Below are 23918 nucleotides of genomic sequence, written 5' to 3'. Positions count from 1 at the left end.
CCCCTTCAGGGAGAGGGTCTGGTCTTCACCGCCCCTCGGTCCAGAGGTCCAGCGGCTGCTTGTCCTCGTGGCGGATCACCGCGAAATAGCCGACCACGGCCAGCACGACGCCCGTGATCAGTCCGCCGAAGAAGCCCGCCGGGGTGGCGAACCACAGGGTCAGGGTGGTGATGGCGACCGCCAGGCCGACCATGCACCAGCGGATCAGCACGCTGAAGGCGTGGTAGGTGCGTTCGTGGGTCAGCAGGTCGGGATCGGACTGGGACGGCGTGAAATTGGCCATGGCGGTTCCTCCGGGCTTTTTGCTCGTTCTTGGCAAGCGCGCGGAACCGTCGAGAAAACAAAGAAAAGCCGGCGGCTCCGTGGAGCACGCCGGCCACTCTACGCCCGAATGGGCGTCTCGTCAGTCCTCGACCTTGGCCAGGCGAGGCGGAGCCCGCAGCAGGAAGGCGGGGATGTCGTTACCGAAGCCGACCACGCGGCGATCGTCGTCGTCGTCGCGGGCGCGGACCGGCTGGACGCCGCGCACCGGCATCGGCGGACGCTCGCGCGAAGAGCGCGGCGCGGGGGCGGCTTCCTCGACCGGCGCGGCCTCGACCACGGCGGCGGGGGCGCGATCACGATCGCGCGTGCGTTCACGGCGCGGCTTGCGCTCGCGTTCCGGACGCTCCGAACGTTCGGCGACGACGGGCGCTTCCGGAGCGGCCTCGACGGCGACGGCTTCGACGACTTCGGCCTCGGCAGGAGCAGTCTCGCCGCGTTCGCGACGGCCGCGGCCGCCACGTTCACCGCGCTCGCCGCGGTCACGGCCCGGGCGGTCGCCACGACCACGGCGGCTGCGGTCGCCTTCGCGCGGCACGGTGACGGCGTTGGTGTAGTCGACGTCGATGACTTCTTCGGCGGGGGTCGAGCCGATCAGCTTGACGACCTTGTCGAAGCCCTTGTCGTCGGCCGGGGTCACCAGCATGTAGGCCACGCCCGTGCGACCGGCGCGACCCGTGCGGCCGATGCGGTGCACGTAGTCGTCGGCGTGGTGCGGGACGTCGTAATTGAAGACGTGGCTGACGGCCGGGATGTCGAGACCGCGGGCGGCGACGTCGGAGGCGACCAGGATCTTCAGCGCGCCCGAGCGGAAGTCCGCCAGGGTCTTCATGCGCTGGCTCTGGTCGAGGTCGCCGTGGATGGCGGCGGCGTCGAAGCCGTGCACCTTCAGCGACTTGGCGACGATGTCGACTTCGGTCTTGCGGTTGCAGAAGACGATGCCGGTTTCCGGCGCGGCCTTCTCGACGATGGTGCGCAGGGCCAGGCGCTTGGCCTTGGGATCCGACGACGGCACCTTGATCAGCAGCTGGGTGATGTTGGCGTTGGTCGTGGCCGGCTTGGCGACCTCGATCCGCACCGGGTCACGCAGGAACTGCTTGGTGAGGCGGGTGATTTCCGGCGGCATGGTCGCCGAGAAGAACAGGGTCTGCTTCTTCGGCGGCGTCAGCTTGAAGATGCGCTCGATGTCCGGGATGAAGCCCATGTCGAGCATGCGGTCGGCTTCGTCGACGACGAGGAACTGCACGCCGGTCATCAGCAGCTTGCCGCGCTCGAAGTGGTCGAGCAGGCGGCCCGGGGTGGCGATCAGCACGTCGACGCCGCGGTCGAGCTTCTTTTCCTGGTCGCCGAACGAGACGCCGCCGATCAGCAGCGCCCACGAGAGCTTGGTGCCCTTGGCGTACTTCTCGAAGCTGGAGGCGACCTGGTCGGCCAGTTCGCGGGTCGGGGCGATGACCAGGGCGCGCGGCATGCGGGCCTTGGCGCGGCCCGAGGCCAGCTTGTCGATCAGCGGCAGGGTGAAGGCGGCGGTCTTGCCGGTGCCCGTCTGGGCGATGCCGAGCACGTCCTGGCCGGCGAGGGCGACCGGGATCGCCTGGGCCTGGATCGGGGTGGCGGTCGTGTAGCCGGTGTCGGCGACCGCTTGGAGGGTCGTGGGCGAAAGCCCGAGATCGGAGAATTCTGTCATTTCACGCTGGTCTGAACTCGGAGCCGCCCGTGCTTGGGCGAGCGGGCGGCGCGGATTCGCCAGACCTGCTCCGAAGATGGGGATAAATAGGCGCAATCGCCGCGAAGTCAATCTTCGCGGGGCCTATACGGCCTCAGATGGGCCGTCGTGCGCAATGGTTCAAGAGCGGGGGCAAGTGTGAGCTCAAGAGCGAGCGCCGCCCCAGTCCTTCCCCCGAAGGACGTGACCAGGACACGGGAGCCGTCCGTGAGGTCCTGGCGGGGCGGCGCTCCGCTCGGCGCCGCCAAAGGGGAGGAAGACGGCGCTGAGAAATCACTACTGGATTAGTATGGATTCGAGCGCGTCAGTTTTTCTGAGGGGGCTGTCAGCCGCGCGGCTCAGTGATGCGCATGCTGTTCGGCGTTTCGCTTGCGGGTGGCCGCAGCTTTCCTGGAGGAAGCCGAGCGATCGGCGGCGCTGCGGCTGGCCGAGGCCTCGCCGCCCTTCCTGCCGCCCTTGTGGGCCGCGGGATGGCCCGTGTGCTTGCCGCGCCCGGAGCCGCCGGGTTTCTTGCCGCCGCCGTCGTCCTTGTTGACCGTGGCCCAGGCCCGGCGCTCGGCTTCCTTCTCCGACACGCCGCGGGCCTCGTAGCCCTCGGCGATGTGGTCGGCCTTGCGCTCCTGCTTGTCGGTGTACTTGCTCTTGTCGCCCCCATTCTCGCTGGCTTTGGGCATGGCGGTCTCCTCCTGCTCGCCCAGGAAAACCCGCGGCTCGGAAGACGGTTCGAACTTCAGCAGGAGGAAACGGGCCATGGCGGACTCCTGGAGGGGCGACGGGTCTTGGGCGACGACGGATTATGAACGCTCGACCACGGTCTTGAGATTGAACAGACCCGTCTCGAAATCGCGGCCGATCATCTTGTCCATGTTGAACACGAGGCCCATCAGCCGTGAGACGAACGGCGCGGGTCCGGACATCGACCAGGTCACGCGGGTGACGTCGCCTTCGGCAACGGCGGTGAAGAGGGCGGTGTTGCTGGCCTTGAAGGGCTTTTCGAAGTCGAGCGCGATGCGCACCTGGCGGCCGGTGGCCTCGTCGATGCGCATGCGGCCGGTCCCGGCCTTTTTGCCGGCCCTGGCGTAGGTCGCGCCGACGCCGCGTTCGGCGCCGCCGTAGGTGCGTTGCAGGTCGGCGTCGAGGGTCTCGTAGGGCGACCAGTCGCGCCAGGCCTTGAAGTCGGAGACCTGGGCCAGCACGGCCTCGGGCGGGGCGCTGACCAGGATCAAGCGCTCGACGCGGAAGGTCGGCGGACGCAAGGCGGCGGCGATCAGCAGGGCGGCCAGGCCCAGCGCGACGACGGCGGCGATGATCTTCAACATCGGAAACTCCCTTGAAGGCGAGGCCCTTGCCGGGCCGTTCGTGGCAAGGACGTTCGAACCGTCAGGCTTCCGACACTCGCCCGGGATTTTTCTCGGAACCGGTCTGCAGCAGGTCGAGCTGCTGGCGGATGTAGACCGCCTCCGCAGCGCCGCCGGCCAGGGCGATGGCGCGGCCGAAGGCTTCGCGGGCGTCGTCGTCGCGGCCCAGTTGTTGGTTCAGAGCGCCGCGCAGGCCGTGGAAGTGGAAATAGCCGGCAAGCCGCTCTTCAAGCGGCGCGATCATCGCCAGGGCGGCTTCCGGTCCGGCGACCTTGGAGACGGCCACGGCGCGGTTGAGGGTGACGACGGGCGAGGGGGTCATGCGCTCCAGCACGGCGTAGAGGAGATCGATCTGGGCCCAGTCGGTGTCTTCGGGCCGTTCTGCGCGGGCGTGCAGGGCGGCGATGGCGGCCTGGGCCTGATAGGGGCCGGGCTCACGGCGCAGCATGGCCTGGTCGAGCAGGGCCAGGCCCTCGTCGATCATCGCGCGGTTCCACAGCGAGCGGTCCTGGTTATCGAGCAGAACGACGAGGCCGTCGGCGTCGAGGCGGGCAGGCGAGCGGGCGTGCTGCAGCAGCATCAACGCCAGCAGGCCCATGACCTCGGCTTCGCCCGGGAACAGCGTCAGCAGCAGGCGTGACAGGCGGACAGCCTCGTCGCACAGCGGCCGCCGGGCGTCGGCCTCGGCGCCGCCGGCCGAATAGCCCTCGTTGAACACCAGATAGACCATGGCCATGACCACCAGCAGGCGCTCGGCGCGCTCGGTCAGGCTGGGGGCTTCGAACGGGACGTCGCCCTTGGCGATGCGGGCCTTGGCGCGGGTGATCCGCTGTTCCATCGCCGCCTCGCCGACCAGGAAGGCTCGGGCGATCTGGCGCACCGACAGGCCCGAGACGATGCGCAGGGCCAGCGCGATCTGCTGGGTGGCCGGCAGGTCGGGATGGCAGCAGACGAACAGCAGCCGCAGGATGTCGTCGCGCCAGTCGGCGCCGTCGATCCGCTCGGCCGCGGCCGTCTCGGCGTCGTCGAGGCCTGATTGCAGGTCGGTCAGCACCTCGTCGGAGGGCAGGGCGGTCTGTTTGCCCCGGCGGCGGGCGGCGTCGACGCCGCTGTTGCGCCCGACCAGGATCAGCCAGGCGGTCGGGTCGCGTGGCGGGCCTTTCTCCGGCCATGACTTCAGGGCCCGCAGGCAGGCGTCCTGATAGGCTTCTTCCGCCGTGTCGAGGTCGCGGAAATAGCGCAGCAGGGCGGCCATGGCCCGGGGGCGGGCCGAGACGAGGGCGGCGTCGATCCAGTCGGGATCGGTCATCATCGAGCTCCCCAACGCCGGCCGGACCGGCGACCCTCTGCTCCCAAAACAGATGCGCAGCCTGCTGCGTCGGCGTCGTCCTGCATCTGATAGCAGAGAATGGCGTCGGGCATCCCGGTGTCTCCCGCGGCCGCGGCGCCGCTGGCCAAGGACGTGGTCGGACCATCGCTCCCGACATCGCGGACACGAAAAAAGCCGCCGGGCGAACCCGGCGGCTTCATTCGGCTGGATCCTTGGAGGCGTCGGCCTCCCGGGGATCAGAACGCGTACTTCAGGGCGACCGTGTAGTTGCGTGGCGCGCCGTAGCGGTACTGGCTGAAATAGCTGATCTGGCTGTAGTAGGTCTCGTCGAACAGGTTATCGACGTTGGCCTGCACCGACAGGTTCTCGTTGATCTCGTAGCGGGCCATCAGGTTGGCCAGGGCGAAGGCCTTCTGCTCGATCCGACCGCTGCCGGAGACCGAATAGATGGTGTCGCGCCAGTTGACGCCGCCGCCGACGGTCAGGCCGTCCAGCGCGCCGCCGAACTTGTAAGTCGAGAACACCGTGAAGCTCTTGCGCGGCTGGTCGGTGTTGACCTTGGCGCCGCTCGAGTCCTCGACCTCGAACTGGGCGTAGTTGGCGCTGACGTTCCAGCCGTCGGTGATGCGACCCAGCAGTTCCAGCTCGAAGCCGGTGCTCTCGGCGCCGTCGGCCGGCGCATAGGCCTGCTCGGTCGGGTTGCCGATCACGAACTCGCCGGTGGCCTGGCCAACGCCGTCCTGCTGGATCTTGAAGACGGCGATGGTCGATTGCAGCACGTCGCCGAAGAAGGCGCTCTTGAGGCCCAGCTCATAGGCCTTGCCGGTGACCGGATCGAGCACCGTGCCGTTGACGTCGCGCAGGTTCTGCGGCTGGAAGATTTCCGTGTAGCTGCCGTAGAGGCGGTGCGCCGGGGTCAGGTCGTAGAGGACGCCGACATAGGGAATGACGACGTTGTCCGACGAGTAGTTCTCTTGCGTGCCGCCGTTGAGGCCGCTGCGCTTCCAGGCCGAGATCCGCGCCCCGCCGACCACCTTCAGGGCGTCGGTGACGTTGAGGCGGGTGGCGGCGAAGAAGCCGCTCTGCTCGGTCTCGTTGTCGGTGTACTGCGTCGGCGTGGTGGAGAAGTCCGGCTTCGGGAAATTGCCGTCCCAGCTGTAGATGCTGGTCGCCGGCAGGAAGGCGTTGGCGCCGCCGGCCTGGTAGTAGACCACGTCCGACTTCTGGACGCTGCGCAGGGCGCCGACGGTGAAGTCGTGCTCGCGGCCGAACAGCGTGTAGTCGCCGTGCAGCTGGATGTCGAAGCTGTCCTGGGTGGTCTCGCCCTTGCTCTTGTAGGGCCAGGTCGCCAGGCCGACGCCGGTGGTGCGGTCGATCGTGCCGTAGAGATAGAGCAGCTGGGAATCCTGCTCGTTGATCATGCGGTTGTAGTTGAACGAGACCTTCCAGCCGTTCGCGAAGCTGTGCGTCAGGTTGGCGAAGTAGTTGGTGTTGGTGGTGTCCCAGTACGACCAGTTGGCGGCCGTGTTGGTCGAGATCGGCAGGTTGGTGCGCGTGCCGTCGGTGTAGAAGCTGGGCAGCGAGCCCCAGAAGGCCGCGTTCGGCGTGGTCACCTGTTGGCTGGCGCCGACGCGCAGCAGGGTGGCGTCGGTCAGGTCGGCCTCGACCACGCCGTAGAGCACATGCTTCTCGGTGGTCTGGCGGTCGAAATAGGTGTCGCCCTGTTCGTACTTGGCCACGAAGCGGCCGCGGATCGTGCCGTCCTTGATCGCGCCCGAGACGTCGGTCTCGAGACGGCGGCGGTCCCAGCTGCTGAGCGAGCCGGTGACCGAGCCCTTGAACTCGCGGGAGTCGGCGTGCTTGCGCACCAGGTTGATAGAGGCGGAAGGGTCGCCGGCGCCGGTCAGCAGGCCCGTGGCGCCGCGCACGATCTCGATGCGCTCGTAGATCGACACGTCGGCGACGGTCTCGCCGCTATCGCCGGCCAGGCTCCACGACAGCGGCACGCCGTCGATCTGGTAGTTCTTGATCTCGAAGCCGCGGGCGTTGAACACGTTGCGCACGTCGTCGACCTCGACCATCGAGACGCCGGCGGTGTTGCGCACGACGTCGGCGATCGTCGACAGGTTCTGGTCCTGGATGCGCTGGGCGGTGATCACCGTGACCGACTGCGGCGTCTCGCGCAGGGTCAGGCCCAGGCCGGTCGCCGTGTCGATGCGGCTGTTGACGGTGTAGGCGCCGGTGACGACCACGCCCTCGACGTCGGTGTCGTCGGTCGTCGTCTGCGCGAGAGCGGGCCCGGCGAGCGCCAGGAAAGCGCCGCTCGCCAGCAGCGTGGTCTTCAGGAACATGGGCCACCCCTTCGTTGCGCCGCTTGCGATCACGCAAAGGGAGATCGGCGCCAGATAATCCGGACGCCGACGGTGTCGGCGTCCGGCAGGCTATAGCGAGGGGAGGATGGGATTGCAAATCACTCGCAATTGTATTTCGAATTATCTCAAGGGTAGCTGATCAGGTTGGCGGCGATGTGGTTCCAGGCCGCGCCCGTCCACGAAGCGCTGGCGACGGCGGTGTTGATCGAGACGCCGCCGATGTCGACGACGTTGCTGGTGAAGTTGTCGCCGTTGTGCCAGGCCCAGCGGGTGTAGAGGGTGTGGCCCTGGCCGTCTTGGCGCACGTCGACATAGAGGTCGGCGTCGGACTCCACATTGTGATGGTGCACCGTCGCGACCTTGGTCTCGACGTTGGGCGTGATGGCGAGCGTCGCCGAATGGTCCCCCCAAGCGTCGAACGCGGCGTCGGTGTACCAGGACGTATAGACCAGCACCTGGCCGTGGGTGATGGGGTTGAGCTGCACGTTGAGCCGCGACGAGATCAGGTAGTTCTGCAGCGTGGCGGCCGTCATCGTCTCCAGCTGGCCGACGCTGAGGCTGTTGATGGCGCTCTGGCCGGCGCTGGCGGCCGACAGCAGGGCGCCGAGGACGCCGCGTTGGGCCGGAATGGCGAAGTCGTTGCTGTGCAGCATGCTCTGGCAGGTGCCGATCAGGTAGTCGAGCTCCAGATACTCGGCCGACAGCTGCATCAGGTTGGCCATGCAGCCGTCGAGGCTGAGGGCGTCCGGCTGCTTGATCGCGTTCAGGGCCGTCTGGATGTCGTCGAACTGGTCCCAGGTCACGCAGATGAACGTGACGGCGGCGCCGCTGACCCCGGGAGCCGAGTTGGCGATCAGGGCGAGGTTTTCGGCGGCCTTGAGCAAGCCGTCGGGATCGGTGCTGTTGAAGACGCCCGTGTTGGCGCCTACCGCGGCGGAGGAGGAGGTCAGGGTGTAGAGGGTGCTGGTCGCGGTCAGTCCGGCATTGAACGAGACGTCGATCGAGCCGCCCATGCCGAAGCCCTTGGCCGAAGCCGACAGCGCGGCCGCCATGGTTTCCTTGTCGGTCGACGAACTGGTGTCGATCTTGATGTAGCCGCTGAAGGACCCGCCGTAGGACACCCCGATCACGCAATGGGTGCCGTAGGTCGCGAGGAAGGCGGCCGGGCCCTGGCTCTTGAGCAGGCTCAGGGCCGCCGGATCGACCTTGGCCGAAGCGATGTCGAGATAGACGTCCACCGAGCGCATGTCGCGGGTGACCACGTAGGTCAGCGAGGTGTCGCTGGAAGCGTGCTGGCTGGCGTAGGCCATGCTGGCGGTGGCCGACCAGGAAAGGCCCGAGACCGACACGCTGGCCTTGGTGCTGAGGAAGCTGCTGTAGTCGGCGCTGGACTTGATCACCGTGGCCTGCCGGTTGTCCAGGCTGCGCTGCGTCGGCTTCTGCTTGGTGAAGCTGGCGAGGGCGTGCGGGCCGACGACGATCCCGCCGGTGATGCAGTTGATGCCATAGCCCCAGATGGTGTCCGCGCGCGTCTGGTCGGCGCCGATTTCGAGGGTCGAGGTGAAGTTGGGCATGCGGCGCTCCCCTGGCGCTGATCGCGGCGCTCGGGCCGCTGGGTTTCTCGATGGAATCGAGCAGGGAGCCGGCAAGGGACGCCGTATCGTCGCCGCCACGGTGGTGCGGCGTCCCTTGCCCTCGTGCGCCCCCCACGACGCTGATTTCCATGTTTCAGGAACCTCGGCGCCGGCGCTCGCGCCCGGCGTCGCCGGGCCGCCATTAGTTGCCGCGCAGGCGTTCGCGGAGCAATGTTCGCCCCGTCGCAAGATATGATGACGCCGACTCGCGCGGGCTCTGCGATTCCTTGCATGGCTTGGCGCGGCGCGGATTCAGGGCAGGGCGGGGGGACAGGAATGAGCGCCGAGGCGACGTCGCGGAACGCTCCGACGCTGCGGGTCGTCCTGATCGAGGACGACGTCGCCTTCCAGGAGGCTTTCCGCAAGGCCCTGGCCGGCGCGCCCGACCTTGCGATCGCCAGCGTGGCGGCCACAGTGGCCCAGGCGCGCGCGTTGCTGGCCGGGGCGGCCGCCGACGTGCTGGTGGTGGACCTGGGCCTGCCCGACGGCTCGGGCATCGACGTCATTCGCGAGGCCCACGGCCGCTGGCCCGACTGCGCGATCATGGTGGCGACCACCTTCGCCGACGAGCATCACGTCATCGCCTCGATCGAGGCCGGGGCCAGCGGCTATCTGCTCAAGGACAGCCCGCTGCCGGCCATCGCCCAGGACATCCGCGTGCTGCACGGCGGCGGCAGCCCGATCAGCCCGCGCATCGCTCGCCAAGTCTTGATGCGCTTTCGCCCCGACGACCAACGGGGCGCGCGGCCGGCGGAGGAGGGCGTGGTCGTCGACAAGGGCGCGGTTCCCAGCCTGTCGGAGCGCGAGACGGAGACCCTGCAGCTGATCACCCGCGGCTTCTCGTTCGACGAGATCGCCGAGCTGATGGGCATATCGCGCAACACGGTGCTGACCTTCGTGCGGCGCATCTACACCAAGCTCGAGGTCCGCTCGAAGACCGAGGCGGTGTTCGAGGCCCGCGCCCATGGCCTTCTCTGACCGCACGAGCGCCTCCAGCCGCTGGGCGCCGCTGATCGCCCTGGCCGTGGCGGGGCTGGTCGCGATCGGCCTCGCCTTGTTGGTGCAGGCGAGGGCGGGCGGCGCGCGGATCACCACCGCGCGGCTGACCTCCATAGCGACGCTGGGCTACCAGCCGCCGCCCGGCAGCGAGGTCTCCGGGCAAGGCGGGACCGCGGTGACCCTGCCGCATGCGCCCAAGCCGGCCTGGCTGCCGACCACCGAGGCCGCGCCGCAGCGCATCGCCACCCAGGTCACCTGGTACGCCCTGCGCGTTCCGCCGCTGCCCGACGACGGGCGCCAGCTCTATCTCTACATCCCGCGCTGGAAGTCGGACGGCTCGTTGGCGATATACGCCGACGGCCGGCTGGTGGAGCAGTCGCACGCCAACCTGCAATGGAACGGTTCGAACCAGCCGCTGTGGATCGCCCTGCCGCGCACCACCGCCTCGCATCCGCCGCGCACCCTCGACGTGCGCCTGCAGCACGTGCGCGGCATCGGCGGGGCGTTCTCGTCGGTGTGGATCGGGACCTACCGCGAGCTGGCCCCACGCTATTACCTGCGGGCGTTCTTCCAGGTGCAGCTGCCGGCCCTCTCGGCGGCGGCGTTCCTGGCCACGGGCGTCTTCGCGCTGTTCGTCTGGTTCAGCCGGCGCGGCGAGCCGATCTATCTGCTGTTCTTCGCCATGTCGGCGGTGTGCTTCCTGCGCATGCTGCACACCTTCGTGGGCGTGCATCCGCTGGTCGTGTCGGACGCCTGGTTCGGCTGGATCACGGTCAATTCGCCCTACTGGATGATCGTGGTGCTGCACCTGTTCGCCTGCGAACTGCAGGGCGCGCGGCAGCCGCGCTTGACCCTGGCCATCGTCGCCAACGGCGCGGCCTGGACGCTGGCCACCCTGCCGAGCCTGCTGGACGCGACCCTGATCGCGGCGCCGATCTACATCAACATGCTGCTGCTGGGCCTGGGCGTCGCCGCCAAATGGCTGCGACAGGCAGGGCGGGCCGGCTTCAGCTTCTCGACGCTGCTGGCGGTCTGGTGCCTGGTTACCCTGGCTTCGGGCCTCTACGACGTGGCGCTGCAACAGAACCTCGTCGACATCGAGAGCGTGTTCCTGACCAACTTCGCCGGCGTCGGGTTCACCCTGATCTTCTGGTACGTGATGTTCAGGCGCTACACCGAGGCGCTGGAGACGGCGACGCGGGCCAAGACGGATCTGGCGCGGCGCCTGGCCCAGCGCGAGGCCGAGCTGACCGCCAGTCACGCCCGCCTGCGCGAGGTCGAGCACCGCGAACTGCTGCACCAGGAGCGCCAGCGGCTGATGCAGGACATGCACGACGGCCTGGGCTCGACCCTGGTCGGGGCGCTGCGGATCTTCGAAAGCGACCGGACCTCGGATCTCGACACCGTCGGCATACTGCGCGACTGCATCGACGACCTGAAGCTGACCATCGACTCCATGGAGCCGGTCGAGACTGACCTGCTGCTGCTCCTGGCCACCCTGCGGTTCCGGCTCCAACCCCGGTTGGAGGCCAGCGGCGTCAAGCTGACCTGGAGCGCCGGCGAGGTGCCGCCGCTGGAGTGGCTGGACCAACGCCATGCCCTGCACATCCTGCGCATTCTTCAGGAGGCCTTCGCCAACATCCTCAAGCACGCGGGGGCGGGCGAGGTGGCGGTGTCGGTGATCGCCGCCGGCGGGCGGGTCGAAATCCGGGTGCGCGACGACGGCCGGGGCTTCGATCCGTCGGCGCCGTCGATGGGCCGGGGTCTGGCCAACCAGCAGCGCCGCGCCGAGGCGATCGGCGGCGCCATCGCCTGGGAGGCTCATCCGCGCGGCGCCTGCCTGGTGCTGGTAGTTCCGGTCGAGAAGCCTGCCTAGGCGCTAGAGCAGGGCGCCGGCCTCGCGGCAGAGCTCCAGCAGCCAGCCGTTGGGCGAGTCCGGGCCATCGCTGGCTCGCATCACCGCGCCGAACGGGGTCGGCGGCGGCGCGTTGGGCGGCTCGATCATCACAACCTTGCCGCGCTCGGCCGCGGTCTGGGCTAGGCGGCGGGGCAGGATGCAGATCATGTCGGACCGGCTGACCATGTTCAGGGCGCTGAACGAGTCCTGCACCGAGAACGACGGATCGGGGCTTTCGCCCAGGCCGTAGCGTTCGCCCCAGGAGGTTACGCGGCGCAGGCCGAGGTGCCCGGCCGAGGTGCGGTCGGGATCGTCATTGCCGCCGGTCACGCCCAGGCGCGGCAGGCGGGCGAGGGCGGCGTGGTCCAGGCCCTGGGCGATCGCCGGGTGGCCGATCCGCGCGACCCAGACGCCGCTCTCGTCGAACAGCCGGGTGTGGGTGAAGCGGCCGGGCACGGCCTCGAAGCAGCCGATGACCATGTCGAGGCGGCCGGTGTCGAGGTCCTCGGTCATGCCGGCGTAGAGGTTGCGGAAGTGGACCTGGACGTTGGGCGCGACCGCCATCACCCGCTCGGCGATCAGCGGACCCAGCACGTAGGTGATGTAGGTGCCGGCGGCGACGTTGAAGGCGTGCTGGTCGACGGCCGGGTCGAAGCGCGGGGCCAGGATCGCCGTCTCCAGCAGCTTCAGGGCCGTGCGGGCGGTCTCGGCGATCTCCAGCGCGCGGGGCGTGGGGCGCAGGCCGGTCTGGCCGCGCACGAAGAGGTCGTCGCCGACCATTTCGCGCAGGCGGCGCAGGGCGTGGCTGACGGCCGACTGCGAAAGCCCCAGGCGCTCACCGGCGCGCGTGGCGTTGTTCTCCTCCAGCAGGGTCACGAAAACCCGGAAGAGATTGAGGTCGGCGGTTCTGAAATTCACGGCGTTCATGGCTGTCGTGAAGAGATATCATTTCACTCATGATGGGTGGAGTCCTATCTGCCCGCTCAAGGTTCGCGATCGAACGGACCTAGCGATTCCCGAAAACTCGAAGAGACGTGGAGCAGCGCGTGAGCGACGCTGAAGGTTATGACGCCATCGCCGAAGCCGAGGCCGACGCGGCCCGCAAGCGGCCAGGCGCGACGAATGGCAAGGCGCAGGGCAAGACCCTGGGCCAGCGGCTGCGCCTGCCGCTGATGATCGGCGTGCCGCTGGTCGTGCTGGCCGGCGTCGGCGTCGTGGTGCTGACGGGCGGCAAGTCCGAGACCACCGACAACGCTTATATACAGGCCAGCCGCACCGCCATCAGCGCCAGCATCGGCGGCCGGGTGACCGAGATCGACGTGCGCGAGAACCAGGCCGTCAAGAAGGGCCAGGTTCTCTTCAAGCTGGACGCCGCCGACTACGAGGTCGCGGTATCCGAAGCCGAGGCCGCCCTGGCCCAGGCCCGTTTCGACGTCCAGGGTCGTCGCGCCGTCTATGACGAGCGCCTGGCCGATCTCGCGGCCGCCGAGGAGACCGCGGCCTACGCCAAGCGGGAGGCGGCTCGCCAGCGCGACCTGGCCGCGGCCGGCGTGGCCACCCAGGCCCAGGCCGACCAGGCCCGCCATGCGGCCGACCAGGCTCAGCGCCAGATCGCCGTCGTCCGCCAGCAGATCGCCACGGCCCTGGCCGACCTCGGCGGTGATGCGGGTGCTCCCGACGCCCGTCAGCCCAAGGTTCTGGAGGCCCAGGCCAAGCTCGAACGCGCCAAGCTGGATCGCTCCTATGCCGCCGTTCTGGCGCCCGCCGACGGCGTCGCCGCCAAGGTCGAGCAGTTGCAGGTCGGCGCTCGCGTGACCGCTTCGCAACAGGTGTTCTGGCTGGTCTCGGGCAAGCCCTGGATCGAGGCCAACTTCAAGGAAGACCAGTTGGCCCACATGCGCGTCGGCCAGCCGGCGACCGTGAAGCTCGACGCCTATGACAAGCCGCTGAAGGCCCATGTCGCCAGCTTCAGCCCGGGCACGGGCTCCAGCTTCGCCCTGCTGCCGGCCGAGAACGCCAGCGGCAACTGGGTCAAGGTGGTGCAGCGCGTGCCCGTGCGTCTGGTTCTAGACGAGGCGCCTCCGGCCAACCTCGGCGCCGGCCTTTCGGCCAAGGTGACCGTCGACGTGCGTTCGGGCCGCCAGGGATGAACGCCGCGCGGGCCCTTTCCGGCCACGATCGCGACGTCGCCAACCGAGGCCCCATCACCGTCTCGGTGATGCTGGCGACGATCATGATCTCGCTGGACACGACGATCGCCAACGTCGCCCTGCCGCACATCCAGGGCAGCGTCTCGGCCTCGGCCGACCAGATCACCTGGGTGCTGACCTCCTACATCGTGGCCGCCACGATCATGACGCCGCTGACCGGCTTCATGACCGAGCGCCTGGGTCGCAAGATGGTGCTGAACGTCTGCATCGTCGGCTTCACCGTCGCTTCGATGCTGTGCGGCATCGCCAACAGCCTTGCCGAGATCGTCATCTTCCGCCTGTTGCAAGGCCTGTTCGGCGCGGCGCTGATCCCGTTGTCTCAGGCGGTGCTGCTCGACATCAACCCGCCCGAGCGCCACGGCCAGGCCATGGCCGTCTGGGGCGCCGGCGCGGTGCTCGGGCCTATCCTGGGCCCGGCCCTGGGCGGCTGGTTGACCGACAATCTCGACTGGCGCTGGGTGTTCTTCATCAACCTGCCGGTCGGCGTGCTGGCCTTCTGCGGCGTGTTCTTCTTCCTCTCCGAGAAGAAAGGGACCGAGAAGAAGCGCTTCGACATCCTGGGCTTCGCCAGCCTGGCCATCGCCATCGGCGCCTTCCAGCTGCTGCTCGACCGCGGGCCGGGCCAGGACTGGCTGGGCTCGGCCGAGATCTGGACCTACCTGATCGTCTGCGGGATCTCGCTGTGGGTGTTCGCCGTGCAGCTGGCGACGGCGCAGAAGCCGTTCGTCTCGCGCGCCCTGCTGGCCGACGCCAACTTCATGACCTGCTGCTTCTTCGGCTTCTTCATCGGCATACTGCTCTACAGCACGCTCGCCCTGCTGCCGCCGATGATGCAGACCCTGCTGGGCTATCCGGTGGCCTTCACGGGCCTGGTCTCGATGCCTCGGGGCCTCGGCTCCTTCATCGCCATGTTCGCCGTCGGCCAACTGGTCGGGCGGATGAACATCAAGCTGATCCTGGCGATCGGCATGGCCATCAGCATCGTGTCGCTGTGGCAGATGAGCCATTTCAGCCTCGGCATGGACACCCACCTGATCATCATCTCCGGCTTCCTGTCGGGGGCGGGGACGGGCCTGATCTTCGTGCCGCTCAGCACCATCGCCTTCGCCACGGTGAAGCCGGAGCTGCGAGCCGAGGGCGCGGGCCTGTTCACCCTGGTGCGCAACATCGGCTCGGCGGCCGGCATCTCGATCATGCAGGCCCTGTTCGTCAGCGGCATCGAGAAGCACCACGCCGTGCTGGTCGAGCACGCCCGGCCCGACAACCCGCTGTACCAGGCCTATGCGCAAAGCGTGTTCCTGACCCACAGCGCCATGGCGGCGTTCAATGGCGTCATCAACCGCCAGGCCTCGATGCTGGCCTATCTCGACGACTTCCGCCTGATGCTGGTCATCACCGTGGCCTGCTCACCGCTCATCCTGCTCATGCGAACCCCGAAAGCCAAAGGGGGCGAGACCGTTCATGTCGCCGACCACTAAGACCCGCCTCGCCACGCTCGTTGGCGCGATCAGCCTCGCCGCTCTGGCTTCCGCCTGCACCACCGTGGGCCCGAATTTCCAGGCGCCCGAGGCTCCGAAGACGACCGGCTATTTGGCCAAGGACGAGACCGTTCCTGCCTCAGCCACTTCTCTGGACCAGACTGGCGTCGGCCCTTGGTGGACGGCGCTGGGCTCGCCCGAACTCGACGCGGTGATCCGCCAGGCCCTGGCCGACAACCCCTCGCTGGCGGAGGCCGACGCCACCCTGGCGCAGGCCGGCGCCGCCCTGGCGGCCGTGCGCGGCCAGGCCGGGCCGCAGGTTTCCGCGAACGCGGGCGTGAACCGCGAGCGCGCCAATCTGCAATCCTTCGGCTTCACCAGCTTCGGCGACATCACGCTGAGCAATCCGACCTTCAGCCTCTATTCGGTGGGGGCGGGCGTCGGCTACGACCTCGACCTGTGGGGCGGTCAGAAGCGCCGGATCGAGGGCGCGACGGCCCGCGCCGAGGCGCAAGGGCGGCGCGCCGAGGCGGCCTATCTCAGCCTGACGGCCAATATCGCGCTGCAGGCGGCGACCATCGCCACGCTCCAGGCCCAGATCACCAGCGTCGAACAGATGATCGCCGACGACGAGGCCAACATCGCCCTGGTGCGCCGCGCCGACGCCCTGGGCGGGGCGACCCGCCTGGCCGGCGTCTCGGCCCAGGCCCAGCTGGAGCAGGACCGCGCGCAGCTGCCGCCGCTGCAAGGCGAACTGGCGGCCGCCCGCCACGCCCTGGCGCTGTTGGTCGGCAAGGCCCCGGCCGACTGGACGGCGCCGGCCTTCACGCTGGACACCCTGAAGCTGTCGGCCCCCGTGCCGGTGGTCCTGCCGTCGGCCCTGGTGCGCAAGCGTCCGGACATCCTGGCCGCCGAGGCCGAGCTGCACGCGGCCACCGCCGACATCGGCGTGGCGACGGCCGACCTCTATCCGAACCTCAAGCTCAGCGCCTCGCTGACCCAGGGCGCGCTCAAGCCGAAGGACCTCTTCAGCTACGACGCCAGCGGCTGGGACGTGGGGGCGGGCCTGACGGCGCCGCTGTTCGACGGTGGAACCCTGAAGGCGCGCCGCGAGCAGGCGAAGGCGGCCGCCAAGGTCGCCTCGGCTCGCTACCAGCAGACGGTGCTGACGGCCTTCGGCCAGGTCGCGGATGCGCTGGCCGCCCTGTCGGCCGACGAGGCCGGCCTGGCGGCGCAGGACCGCGTCGAGGCCCAGGCCAGCGAACGCCTGCGCCTGGCGCGCCTGGCCGTCGATCGCGGCGGCGGCACGATGCTGGAGGTGATCGACGCCCAGAGGGCGCTGAACGGCGCGCGTTCGACCCGCGCCCGCGCCGAAGGACGCCGGTTGGCCGACGCGATCCGGCTGTTCGCCGCGACCGGCGCCGACTGGCGGCTCAGCCAGCCGTCTTGAGGATGTCGGCGATCCGCGCGGCGTCCGCCGCGTCGAGGTCCATGTAGAACGGCAGGCCCAGGGTCGATCGCGCCAGGCGCTCGGTGTTGGGCAGGTCCGTGCGCGGGCACTCGGCGAAGGCGGGCGAGGCGTGACAGCCGTCGCCCCACCACTGGCGGGTGTCGATGTCGGCGGCCTTCAGGGCGTCGATCAGGCGCGGGGCGGCGCCGTCCGGCGTGCCGACCACGCAGACGCTGGTCGTCCAGTCGCGGCCCCAGCCCGGCTGGAAGCTGATGTCGGATCCGTACAGCGCCTGGCGCAGGGCCTGGGCGGCGGTGAACCAGCGCAGTCGGTCGCCCGGCCAGGCGTCGAGCGCGGCCAGGCCCACGGCGGCGGCGTACTCGCTGATCTTGGCGTTGGTGGCCGCGTGCTGCGACAGGCGCGAGCCTTCGAAGCCGAAGCCCGTCAGGCGGCGCAGTCGGCTGGCGAGAGCCGGATCGAGGGTGGCGACATAGCCGCCTTCGCCCATGCCCAGCACCTTGGTGGCGTGCAGGCTGACGACGGTGGGCAGGCGAGCGTCGCCGGCGGCGTCGAAGGCGGCGGCCGCGTCGAGGATGACCTTCACACCAGTGCGGTCCTGGAAGGCCAGCCAGGCGTCGATGTCGGGCATGCGGCCGAACGGGGCGACGATGATCACGGCGCTGACCGGGCCGGGCGCGCGGGGCAGGGCGGCCTCCAGCGTCTCCGGCGTCAGCATCCAGCTGTCGTGGTCGGCGTCGAGGAACCAGGGCATCAGCCCGGCCTGTGTCGCTGCGTGCGCCGTGGCCACGAAGGTCCAGGACGGCATGGCGCACAGCGTGCCCGGCGTCGCGCCGAGGGCCTTGAGGGTCAGGGTCAGGCCCTGGGTGGCGTTGGAGCAGGTGACGGCCCGGGCGTCAGGGCCGAATCGATGGGCCAGGCGCTCTTCCAGTTCCTGGACCAGCGGGCCGAAATTCGAATACCAACGGGCCGTGTCGATGCGGCGAAGATAGGGAAGAATCGCGTCGGCTTGCGGCAGCCGAGGTTTCGCGACCGTGATCGGCGAAACGATGTCGGCGCGAAGGTGGCGGGCCTGCTTGGCCATGGAGATTCCCCGATTGGTCCCGTAACCTGCGGGCAACATAGTTAACGGGTGCTAACCGCCGCCGTGTACGGGTTGCGACGGATTGCCTCGTCGCCCGGAAGCGGTATTGGGTGGCTGTATTGATCTCGTCCGCCGCCGGCCCGTTCGGCGGTCCTGGAGAAGCTTTCGATGTCGGCAGCCACGCCCGGCCCCGTGCAGGATCTGATCGAGCGCGGTTATCACGTGCTTCCCGGCGGACTGGACGCCGATGCGGCGGGGCGGCTGCTCGCGCGAATCCGCGATCTGCGCAGCTTCGGCGAGGAGCTGTTCCTCAGCGAGGAGGAATTCGACGCCAATCCGCAATATGTCGGCGTCAATCCCGCGCCCGGCCGCAACCTGCTCGAGCGCTTCGACGAGGAACTGGCCTTCGTCGAGAAGGATACGGGCCTGACCGGCGCCGTGGCCGGCCTGCTGGGCGACGACTACGAGATCCTGCTCAAGAAGCTGATCTGCGGCGTGCCGGCCTCGGCCGTGCCGCAGTGGCTGAAGACGCGGATCCACGGCAACCCGGTCAACAACCTGGGTCCCTATGTGAAGCCGCAGTACCGGGACGTGACCTATTTCTACGGCATCGACTTCCACCAGGACCTGATCGATTACAAGGATCGGGAAGCCGACTTCATCACCCTCTATGTCTATCTGCACGACGTGGGCGAGCGCGACGCGCCGCTGTTCCTGCTGGAGAACAGCCAGACCCTGGGCGGCACGCTGTTTCCGCACGACCTGACCAAGGACGAGAGCGGCTGGACCTATCGCGACCGCAAGGGCGGGGAAGTGCACTGCCCGCAGCACCTGCTGGTCGGCCCGGCCGGCTATGCCGCCATGTGGCACGCCTGCACCCTGCACGGCACCCAGCCCGACGCCGCCGATCACGAGCGCCTGTCGCTGCGCTACCTGATCGCCCGCAAGCCGACCCGCAAGGACACCGGCATCGACGCGGTCAACGCCACCCTGAAAGGGCCGCTGAGCCTGACGGCGACGCGGAATGATTTGGACGAGGCGGGTGCGGCCAAGGTGAAGGTCAACAGCGTCAACGAGGCTTAGAGCTTTCCTTAGTCCGTCATCCCGGGCGGAGGGCCGCGCAGCGGACCGCAGACCCGGGACCCAGGGGCCGCCGCATTGCGCTCGCTACCGCCCTGGACTGATGAAGCTGGCTGCTGCGCCCAGTCCCCTGGGTCCCGGCTCTTCGCTTCGCTACGGCCGGGATGACGTGGAAATAGTGGGCGTCAAACCTTGTTCGCCATCTCCGCGAACGCCGCCTCCATCCGCCGTGTGAAGCCCGCTTCGTCGCGATAGGGCGAGGCGTCCAGCGCCGGGCGGATCTTTGCGCGCAAAGCGGCCAGGGCGTCGTGGTCCTGGTCCAGGCGCGCGGCGAAGACGGCCATGGCGCTCCAGTCGTCGAACAGCAGCTCTTCCAGCCCCATGGCGCTCAGCGCCTCGATGGCGACGCGGCTGTAGTAGTCGCGGCCTCGGATCGCCAGCACCGGCACGCCCCGCGAGACGGCCTCCATGGTCGTGGTGCCGCCGCCGACCGGGCTGGGATCCAGCGCGAAGTCGATCTGCGCGAAGGCCTGCTCGTATTCCTCGCCGGTCGTCCTGCCCTCGAACAGGATGCGCTGGGGCGCGATCCCGTGGGCCAGGAAGCGACACTGGGTGGTGGTCTGCAGCACAGGGTCGACGAAGTAGCTGTACTTGAAGAGCAGCTCGGCGCTTGGACAGGCCTTCAGCAGCCCGGCCCAGCCCGCCACGGTCTCGTCGCTGATCTTGGCTGGGTGGTTGAAGCTGCCGAAGGTCAGATGGCCGCTCTCGATCGCCGGAGAAGGCGAGGGGGCCGCTGTGGGCGTCGGCCGGAACGCCGCCAGGATCGGGCCGATGTCGTGCAGCGTCTCGACGAACATTGGCGGCGCGTCGGCGGTCAGCATCTGCGAGCCGAGCATGGAGTAGTCCATGACCTCCAGCCCCGTGGTCTGGATCCAGTTCAGCCAGGCCACCTGCACGGGCGCGGGCCGGCGGGCGAACACCGCTAGGCGGTTGCCCGAGGCGTGGCCCCAGACGTCGACCAGCACGTCGATCGCGTCGGCGCGGATCAGGTCGGCGTGGGCGTCGTAGGTCAGGGCCTTGCAGGAGCGCACCGTGACGTGGCCGGGCAGGGCTTCCTTCTCGGCGTGATCGACATAGGCGAAGACCTCGAAGCGCTCGGTGTCGTGGTTCTCGAACACCAGGTCGACAAAGTGGCGCAGCTGGTTGGCGAAGCTGGGCGCCACATAGCCGACGCGCAGCTTGCGCGCGCCGTCCCAGGCGGGCGGGAACGTGGGGGATGCGGGCCTGACCTTGCGCATCACCTCGCCCCAGCGGCGGGCGGTGTCGGCCTGGCGCTGCAGGCCGTCCTTGGCGAACATCAGCGAATAGAGCACGAAGCCCGACAGGTACGAGGCCCCCGTCAGCCCCACCGCCTTGTCGAAGGCCGCCAGCGCCGCCTCGATACGGCCGGCGTGATGCAGCGACTGGCCGTAGACGAACAGGCCCTCGTTGGCCGCCACCGTGGGGTCGTTCAGGGCGCAGCCACAGGCCGCGGCGGCGACCCCGACATAGTCCTCCGCATAGAACAGCCGGCCGACGTCGAGGGCGAAGGCGGCGTCGCGGGCGACGCGATCCAGCGCGATGTCGTTCTCGCCCATGACCGTGAAGGCGTGGTTCATCCACGCGGTCTCGAAGGCCGCCCGGGCGCGGGCCTCCTCGCCCATCGCGCTCAGCGCCGCGGCGTGGAAATAGTGGATCTGCACGTCGTCGCCGTTCTGCGCGGCCAGCGGGCCCAGCAGCGCCTGCGCGCCCACGGCGTCGCCGGCCAGGAGCAGCTCCATGGCCCTGGGGAAGACGTCCTGCGCCGACATTGAAGGTTCCCCGTAGATCAAACGGCTGGCCCTGGGGCCAACGACGCGCTTAGATTGCGCTCGACATTGTTCTGCAATGATTCATTCCGCGGCCGCGAGGCGTATATGTTGACCGCCAGGATCAAGGCGATCGCAGGTCACCTGCCAGAAGGCCGCCTGACCAACGACGCCTTGGCCGCACGCTTCCCCGACTGGAGCGCCGACAAGATCCTCGAGAAGACGGGTATAGCCGAGCGTCGCATCGCGGCCGACGGCGAGACCTCGCTCGATCTGGCCGAGGGCGCCGCGCTCGCCCTGCTGGCCCAGGAAGAGTTGGATCCTGGCGAGATCGACTTCCTGCTGCTGTGCACCCAGACGCCGGACTACGTGTTGCCGACCAGCGCCTGTCTGTTACAGGCCCGCCTTGGACTGCCCACCAGCTGCGGGGCCCTGGACTTCAACCTCGGCTGCTCGGGCTTCGTCTATGGCCTGAGCCTCGCCAAGGCGCTGATCGAGAGCGGCCAGGCCAGGCGGGTGCTTCTGGTCACGGCCGACACCTATTCCAAGCTGCTGGATCCCGACGACCAGAGCGTGCGCACCCTGTTCGGCGACGGCGCCGCCGCCACCCTGGTCGAGGCGGTCGAGGCCGATGCGCCCTTGATCGATCCGGTGGTGTTCGGCACCGACGGCAAGGGCGGCGAGCACCTGATGGTCCGGCGCGGCGGCTTCCGCGAGCCCTCGGCCGGCGACGACATGGTGCTGCGGATGGACGGCCCGGCGGTGATGGCCTTCACCCTCGGCCACGTGCCCAAGGCCGTCGACGGCCTGCTGCAACGCACCGGCCGGACGATGGAGGAGCACGACCTCTTCGTCTTCCACCAGGCCAACGGCTTCATCCTGGAGCGCCTGCGCAAGAAGTTGGCCATCGAGCCCGAGCGCTTCGTCATCGATATGCGCGAGGTGGGCAACACCGTGTCGTCGACCATTCCGCTGGCGCTCGCCCCATTGTTGCAAGCCGCGGGCGCCCCTAGACGGGGCCCCAGACGCGCGATGCTGGTGGGCTTCGGCGTGGGCCTGTCCTGGGCCGCCGCCAGCGTCGTCATTTGAGGAGACAGGAATGAGCGCCCTTTACGCCGGACTGGCCGAGATCTTCGAGGTCGACGAGTCCGAGATCTCGCCGGCGGCCGAGCTGGCGGCCTTCAACTGGGACTCGCTGGCGATCATCTCGACCCTGGCCCTGGTCGACGAGGTCAACGGCGTACTGCTCGACGGCCAGGCCCTGGCCAAGTGCGAGACCGTGGCCGACATCGAGGCGCTGATCGCCAAGGAAACCGCCTGATGCAGCCCGCGCCCGGCGGCTATCGGATCGAAGGCGTCCGCCTGGCGGGCGTGGTCTCGACCGTGCCCGCCCGGCGGCTGGAGAACCAGGCGTTCGAGGACCGTCTCGGCGAGGCGGCCGTCGCCGATGTCGCCAAGATGACCGGCGTCCAAACCCGCTACTGGGTCGAGCCGGGCCAGACCACGGCCGACCTGTGCCAGGCCGCCGCCGAGCGGCTGATCGAGCGCCTCTCCTGGGAACGCGCCTCGATCGACGGGGTGATCTTCGTCTCCCAGACCCCCGACCACGCCCTGCCGGCCAGCGCCTGCCTGCTGCACGGAAAGCTCGGTCTTTCGCCGCACGCCCAGGCCTTCGACGTCGGCATGGGCTGCTCCGGCTATGTCTACGGCCTGTGGCTGGCGTCGTGCCTGCTGCAAGCCGGGCTGAAGCGCGTTCTGCTGCTGGCCGGCGACACCATCAGCCCGCTGCTCGATCCCGACGACCGCGCCACCGCCCCGCTGTTCGGCGACGCCGGCTCGGCCACCGCGCTGGAGCGCGACGCCGCCGCCGCGCCGCTGCACTTCCGCCTGGGCACCGACGGGACCGGCGCCACCGACCTGATCGTGCAGGACGGCGGCTTCCGCTCGCCTTGCGGCGCAGGGATCGCCCCGACCCTGAAGATGGACGGCAATGCGGTCTTCACCTTCACCCTGCGCGCCGTGCCCGCCCTGATCGACGCGGTACGCGACGACGCCGGCCTGGCCGTCGAGGACATCGACTTCTTCCTGCTGCACCAGGCCAACCAGTTCATGCTGCGGCACCTGGGCAAGAAGGCCAAGGCCGCGCCCGAGCGTCTGCCGATCAATATCGGCAAGTTCGGCAACACCAGTTCGACGACCCTGCCGCTGTTGCTGACCGACGCGGTGGCCGAACGCCTGACCAGTGAGGCCGCGACCCTGGTCCTAGCCGGATTCGGCGTCGGCTATTCCTGGGGCGCGGTCGCCGGCCGCTTCGGCCCTCTCGACTGCGCGGAGACGCTTTACCTGTGAGCCTGCATCCCGAAGCCCTGGCCGGAAAGACCATCCTCGTCACCGGCGCCTCGTCGGGCCTGGGGCGGGCGACGGCCCAGGCCGTGGCCGCCGTCGGCGCGCGGGTGATCGCCGCGGGCCGCGACGCCGGGCGCCTGGACCAGGCCCTGGCCAGCTTGGCGGGCGAGGGGCACGTAGCGCTGATCCAAGACCTGTCGGAAGGCGACGCCGCCACCGACGCCGTGGCCAAGGCCGCCATCGAGGCCGGCGGGCTGGACGGGATCTTCCACGCCGCCGGGATCGAGATGGTTTTGCCCATCCGCATGACCAAGGACGCCAAGCTGGGCGAGGTGATGGGCGCTTCCTTCGGCAGCGCCTTCGCCGTCGGCCGCGCCGCCGCCAAGGCCAAGGTGATGAAGGACGAGGGCTCGATCGTCGTGGTCAGCTCGGTCGCCGCCGAGCGCGGCCGGGCGGGCATGACCGCCTACGCCGCCTCCAAGGCCGCCGTCGAGGGGCTGGTGCGGTCGCTGGCCTGCGAGCTCGCCCCGCGCCGCATTCGCGTCAACGGCCTGGCCGCCGGCGCGGTCGAGACCGAGATGCACGAGCGGATCACCCGCGGCCTGACCGGCGACGGGATCGAGGCCTATCGCGCGCGCCACCTGCTGGGCTTCGGACGCCCGCAGGACGTCGCCGCCGTGGCGACCTTCCTGCTGACCCCGGCCGCGGCCTGGGTGACCGGCGCGATCTGGGACGTCGATGGCGGCTACAAGGCCGCCTGACCAATAA

At 69.3% G+C, this 23918-nt stretch carries 20 protein-coding genes and 1 pseudogene; 10 read left to right on the top strand and 11 right to left on the bottom strand.

All coding sequences use genetic code 11. From position 1 onward, the window contains the following. Positions 1 to 25: 25 nt before the first annotated feature. From AC07NS_RS19785 to AC07NS_RS19755, 7 genes are all read right to left on the bottom strand, one after another. Positions 26 to 283 (bottom strand): hypothetical protein, encoded by a 258-nt coding sequence (locus tag AC07NS_RS19785; RefSeq protein WP_494606012.1) that lies wholly within the window; start codon positions 281 to 283, stop codon positions 26 to 28. Positions 284 to 403: 120 nt separating this feature from the next. Then, positions 404 to 2008 carry a DEAD/DEAH box helicase gene (locus AC07NS_RS19780; protein ID WP_494606010.1) on the bottom strand — a complete coding sequence of 535 codons (1605 nt, stop codon included), beginning with the start codon at positions 2006 to 2008 and terminating at the stop codon, positions 404 to 406. A 377-nt stretch (positions 2009 to 2385) separates the two neighbouring features. Beyond that, the gene (locus AC07NS_RS19775; protein WP_494606008.1) at positions 2386 to 2799 is read right to left on the bottom strand and encodes a plasmid stabilization protein; all 414 of its coding nucleotides are present in this window, start codon (positions 2797 to 2799) and stop codon (positions 2386 to 2388) included. Positions 2800 to 2841: 42 nt separating this feature from the next. Further along, entirely contained in the window at positions 2842 to 3366 is a 525-nt protein-coding gene (locus AC07NS_RS19770; protein WP_494606006.1) for an SRPBCC family protein, read from the bottom strand. 61 nt (positions 3367 to 3427) lie between these two features. Beyond that, entirely contained in the window at positions 3428 to 4714 is a 1287-nt protein-coding gene (locus AC07NS_RS19765) for an RNA polymerase sigma factor (RefSeq protein WP_494606004.1), read from the bottom strand. 257 nt (positions 4715 to 4971) lie between these two features. Beyond that, positions 4972 to 7086 carry a TonB-dependent siderophore receptor gene (locus AC07NS_RS19760; protein ID WP_494606002.1) on the bottom strand — a complete coding sequence of 705 codons (2115 nt, stop codon included), beginning with the start codon at positions 7084 to 7086 and terminating at the stop codon, positions 4972 to 4974. Positions 7087 to 7232: 146 nt separating this feature from the next. Continuing rightward, a complete protein-coding gene (locus tag AC07NS_RS19755) occupies positions 7233 to 8681 on the bottom strand; it encodes an MAC/perforin domain-containing protein (protein ID WP_494606000.1) in 1449 nt (482 codons plus the stop codon). A 336-nt stretch (positions 8682 to 9017) separates the two neighbouring features. On the opposite strand from AC07NS_RS19755, the gene AC07NS_RS19750 reads away from it, so the two are divergent. Together AC07NS_RS19750 and AC07NS_RS19745 are read left to right on the top strand one after the other, a co-directional pair. Continuing rightward, positions 9018 to 9719 carry a response regulator gene (locus tag AC07NS_RS19750; protein WP_494605998.1) on the top strand — a complete coding sequence of 234 codons (702 nt, stop codon included), beginning with the start codon at positions 9018 to 9020 and terminating at the stop codon, positions 9717 to 9719. Continuing rightward, positions 9706 to 11616 carry a sensor histidine kinase gene (locus tag AC07NS_RS19745; protein WP_494605996.1) on the top strand — a complete coding sequence of 637 codons (1911 nt, stop codon included), beginning with the start codon at positions 9706 to 9708 and terminating at the stop codon, positions 11614 to 11616. Before AC07NS_RS19750 ends, AC07NS_RS19745 begins: the two co-directional genes overlap by 14 nt. A 3-nt stretch (positions 11617 to 11619) precedes the next feature. Here the strand turns inward: AC07NS_RS19745 and AC07NS_RS19740 are convergent, their stop codons facing one another. Beyond that, positions 11620 to 12564 carry a LysR family transcriptional regulator gene (locus AC07NS_RS19740; RefSeq protein ID WP_494605994.1) on the bottom strand — a complete coding sequence of 315 codons (945 nt, stop codon included), beginning with the start codon at positions 12562 to 12564 and terminating at the stop codon, positions 11620 to 11622. A 119-nt stretch (positions 12565 to 12683) separates the two neighbouring features. Here AC07NS_RS19740 and AC07NS_RS19735 point away from each other — a divergent pair, with 119 nt between their 5' ends. From AC07NS_RS19735 to AC07NS_RS19725, 3 genes are read left to right on the top strand one after another with little or no spacing between them, the layout of a single operon-like run. After that, positions 12684 to 13787, top strand: coding sequence for an HlyD family secretion protein (locus AC07NS_RS19735; RefSeq protein ID WP_494605992.1), 1104 nt, complete (start codon positions 12684 to 12686; stop codon positions 13785 to 13787). Next, positions 13784 to 15325: an MDR family MFS transporter gene (locus tag AC07NS_RS19730; RefSeq protein ID WP_494605990.1), complete on the top strand. Its 1542-nt coding sequence runs from the start codon at positions 13784 to 13786 to the stop codon at positions 15323 to 15325. The genes AC07NS_RS19735 and AC07NS_RS19730 overlap by 4 nt, the downstream gene beginning before the upstream one ends. Continuing rightward, positions 15309 to 16775, top strand: coding sequence for an efflux transporter outer membrane subunit (locus AC07NS_RS19725; protein ID WP_494605989.1), 1467 nt, complete (start codon positions 15309 to 15311; stop codon positions 16773 to 16775). Before AC07NS_RS19730 ends, AC07NS_RS19725 begins: the two co-directional genes overlap by 17 nt. Here AC07NS_RS19725 and AC07NS_RS19720 read toward each other — a convergent pair. After that, on the bottom strand, positions 16759 to 17877 hold the full coding sequence (locus AC07NS_RS19720; protein WP_494605987.1) for a DegT/DnrJ/EryC1/StrS family aminotransferase: 1119 nt from the start codon (positions 17875 to 17877) through the stop codon (positions 16759 to 16761). The two genes, AC07NS_RS19725 and AC07NS_RS19720, sit on opposite strands and share 17 nt — an antisense overlap. A 168-nt stretch (positions 17878 to 18045) precedes the next feature. Between AC07NS_RS19720 and AC07NS_RS19715 the strand changes: the two genes are divergently transcribed. Beyond that, complete coding sequence (locus AC07NS_RS19715) at positions 18046 to 18960, top strand: phytanoyl-CoA dioxygenase family protein (RefSeq protein ID WP_494605985.1); 915 nt, start codon at positions 18046 to 18048, stop codon at positions 18958 to 18960. Between the two features lie 16 nt (positions 18961 to 18976). On the opposite strand, the pseudogene AC07NS_RS19710 reads toward AC07NS_RS19715, so the two are convergent. Together AC07NS_RS19710 and AC07NS_RS19705 are read right to left on the bottom strand one after the other, a co-directional pair. Continuing rightward, positions 18977 to 19124, bottom strand: a pseudogene (locus tag AC07NS_RS19710) (hypothetical protein); the annotation flags it as partial. An 18-nt stretch (positions 19125 to 19142) separates the two neighbouring features. Then, positions 19143 to 20807, bottom strand: coding sequence for an O-linked N-acetylglucosamine transferase, SPINDLY family protein (locus AC07NS_RS19705; protein ID WP_494605983.1), 1665 nt, complete (start codon positions 20805 to 20807; stop codon positions 19143 to 19145). 105 nt (positions 20808 to 20912) lie between these two features. Here AC07NS_RS19705 and AC07NS_RS19700 point away from each other — a divergent pair, with 105 nt between their 5' ends. The 4 genes from AC07NS_RS19700 to AC07NS_RS19685 are packed head-to-tail and all read left to right on the top strand — an operon-like array spanning position 20913 to position 23911. After that, positions 20913 to 21893 (top strand): 3-oxoacyl-ACP synthase III family protein, encoded by a 981-nt coding sequence (locus AC07NS_RS19700; protein WP_494605981.1) that lies wholly within the window; start codon positions 20913 to 20915, stop codon positions 21891 to 21893. 10 nt (positions 21894 to 21903) lie between these two features. Then, complete coding sequence (locus tag AC07NS_RS19695) at positions 21904 to 22125, top strand: phosphopantetheine-binding protein (protein ID WP_494605979.1); 222 nt, start codon at positions 21904 to 21906, stop codon at positions 22123 to 22125. Further along, the gene (locus AC07NS_RS19690; protein ID WP_494605977.1) at positions 22125 to 23153 is read left to right on the top strand and encodes a 3-oxoacyl-ACP synthase III family protein; all 1029 of its coding nucleotides are present in this window, start codon (positions 22125 to 22127) and stop codon (positions 23151 to 23153) included. The genes AC07NS_RS19695 and AC07NS_RS19690 overlap by 1 nt, the downstream gene beginning before the upstream one ends. After that, on the top strand, positions 23150 to 23911 hold the full coding sequence (locus AC07NS_RS19685; RefSeq protein ID WP_494605975.1) for an SDR family NAD(P)-dependent oxidoreductase: 762 nt from the start codon (positions 23150 to 23152) through the stop codon (positions 23909 to 23911). Before AC07NS_RS19690 ends, AC07NS_RS19685 begins: the two co-directional genes overlap by 4 nt. Positions 23912 to 23918 lie beyond the last annotated feature (7 nt).

It is taken from the genome of Caulobacter sp. GW821-FHT10A10, assembly GCF_059415745.1.
The sequence above is the reverse complement of the archived record's forward strand: the minus strand, read 5'-3'. Positions and strand labels throughout refer to the sequence as shown.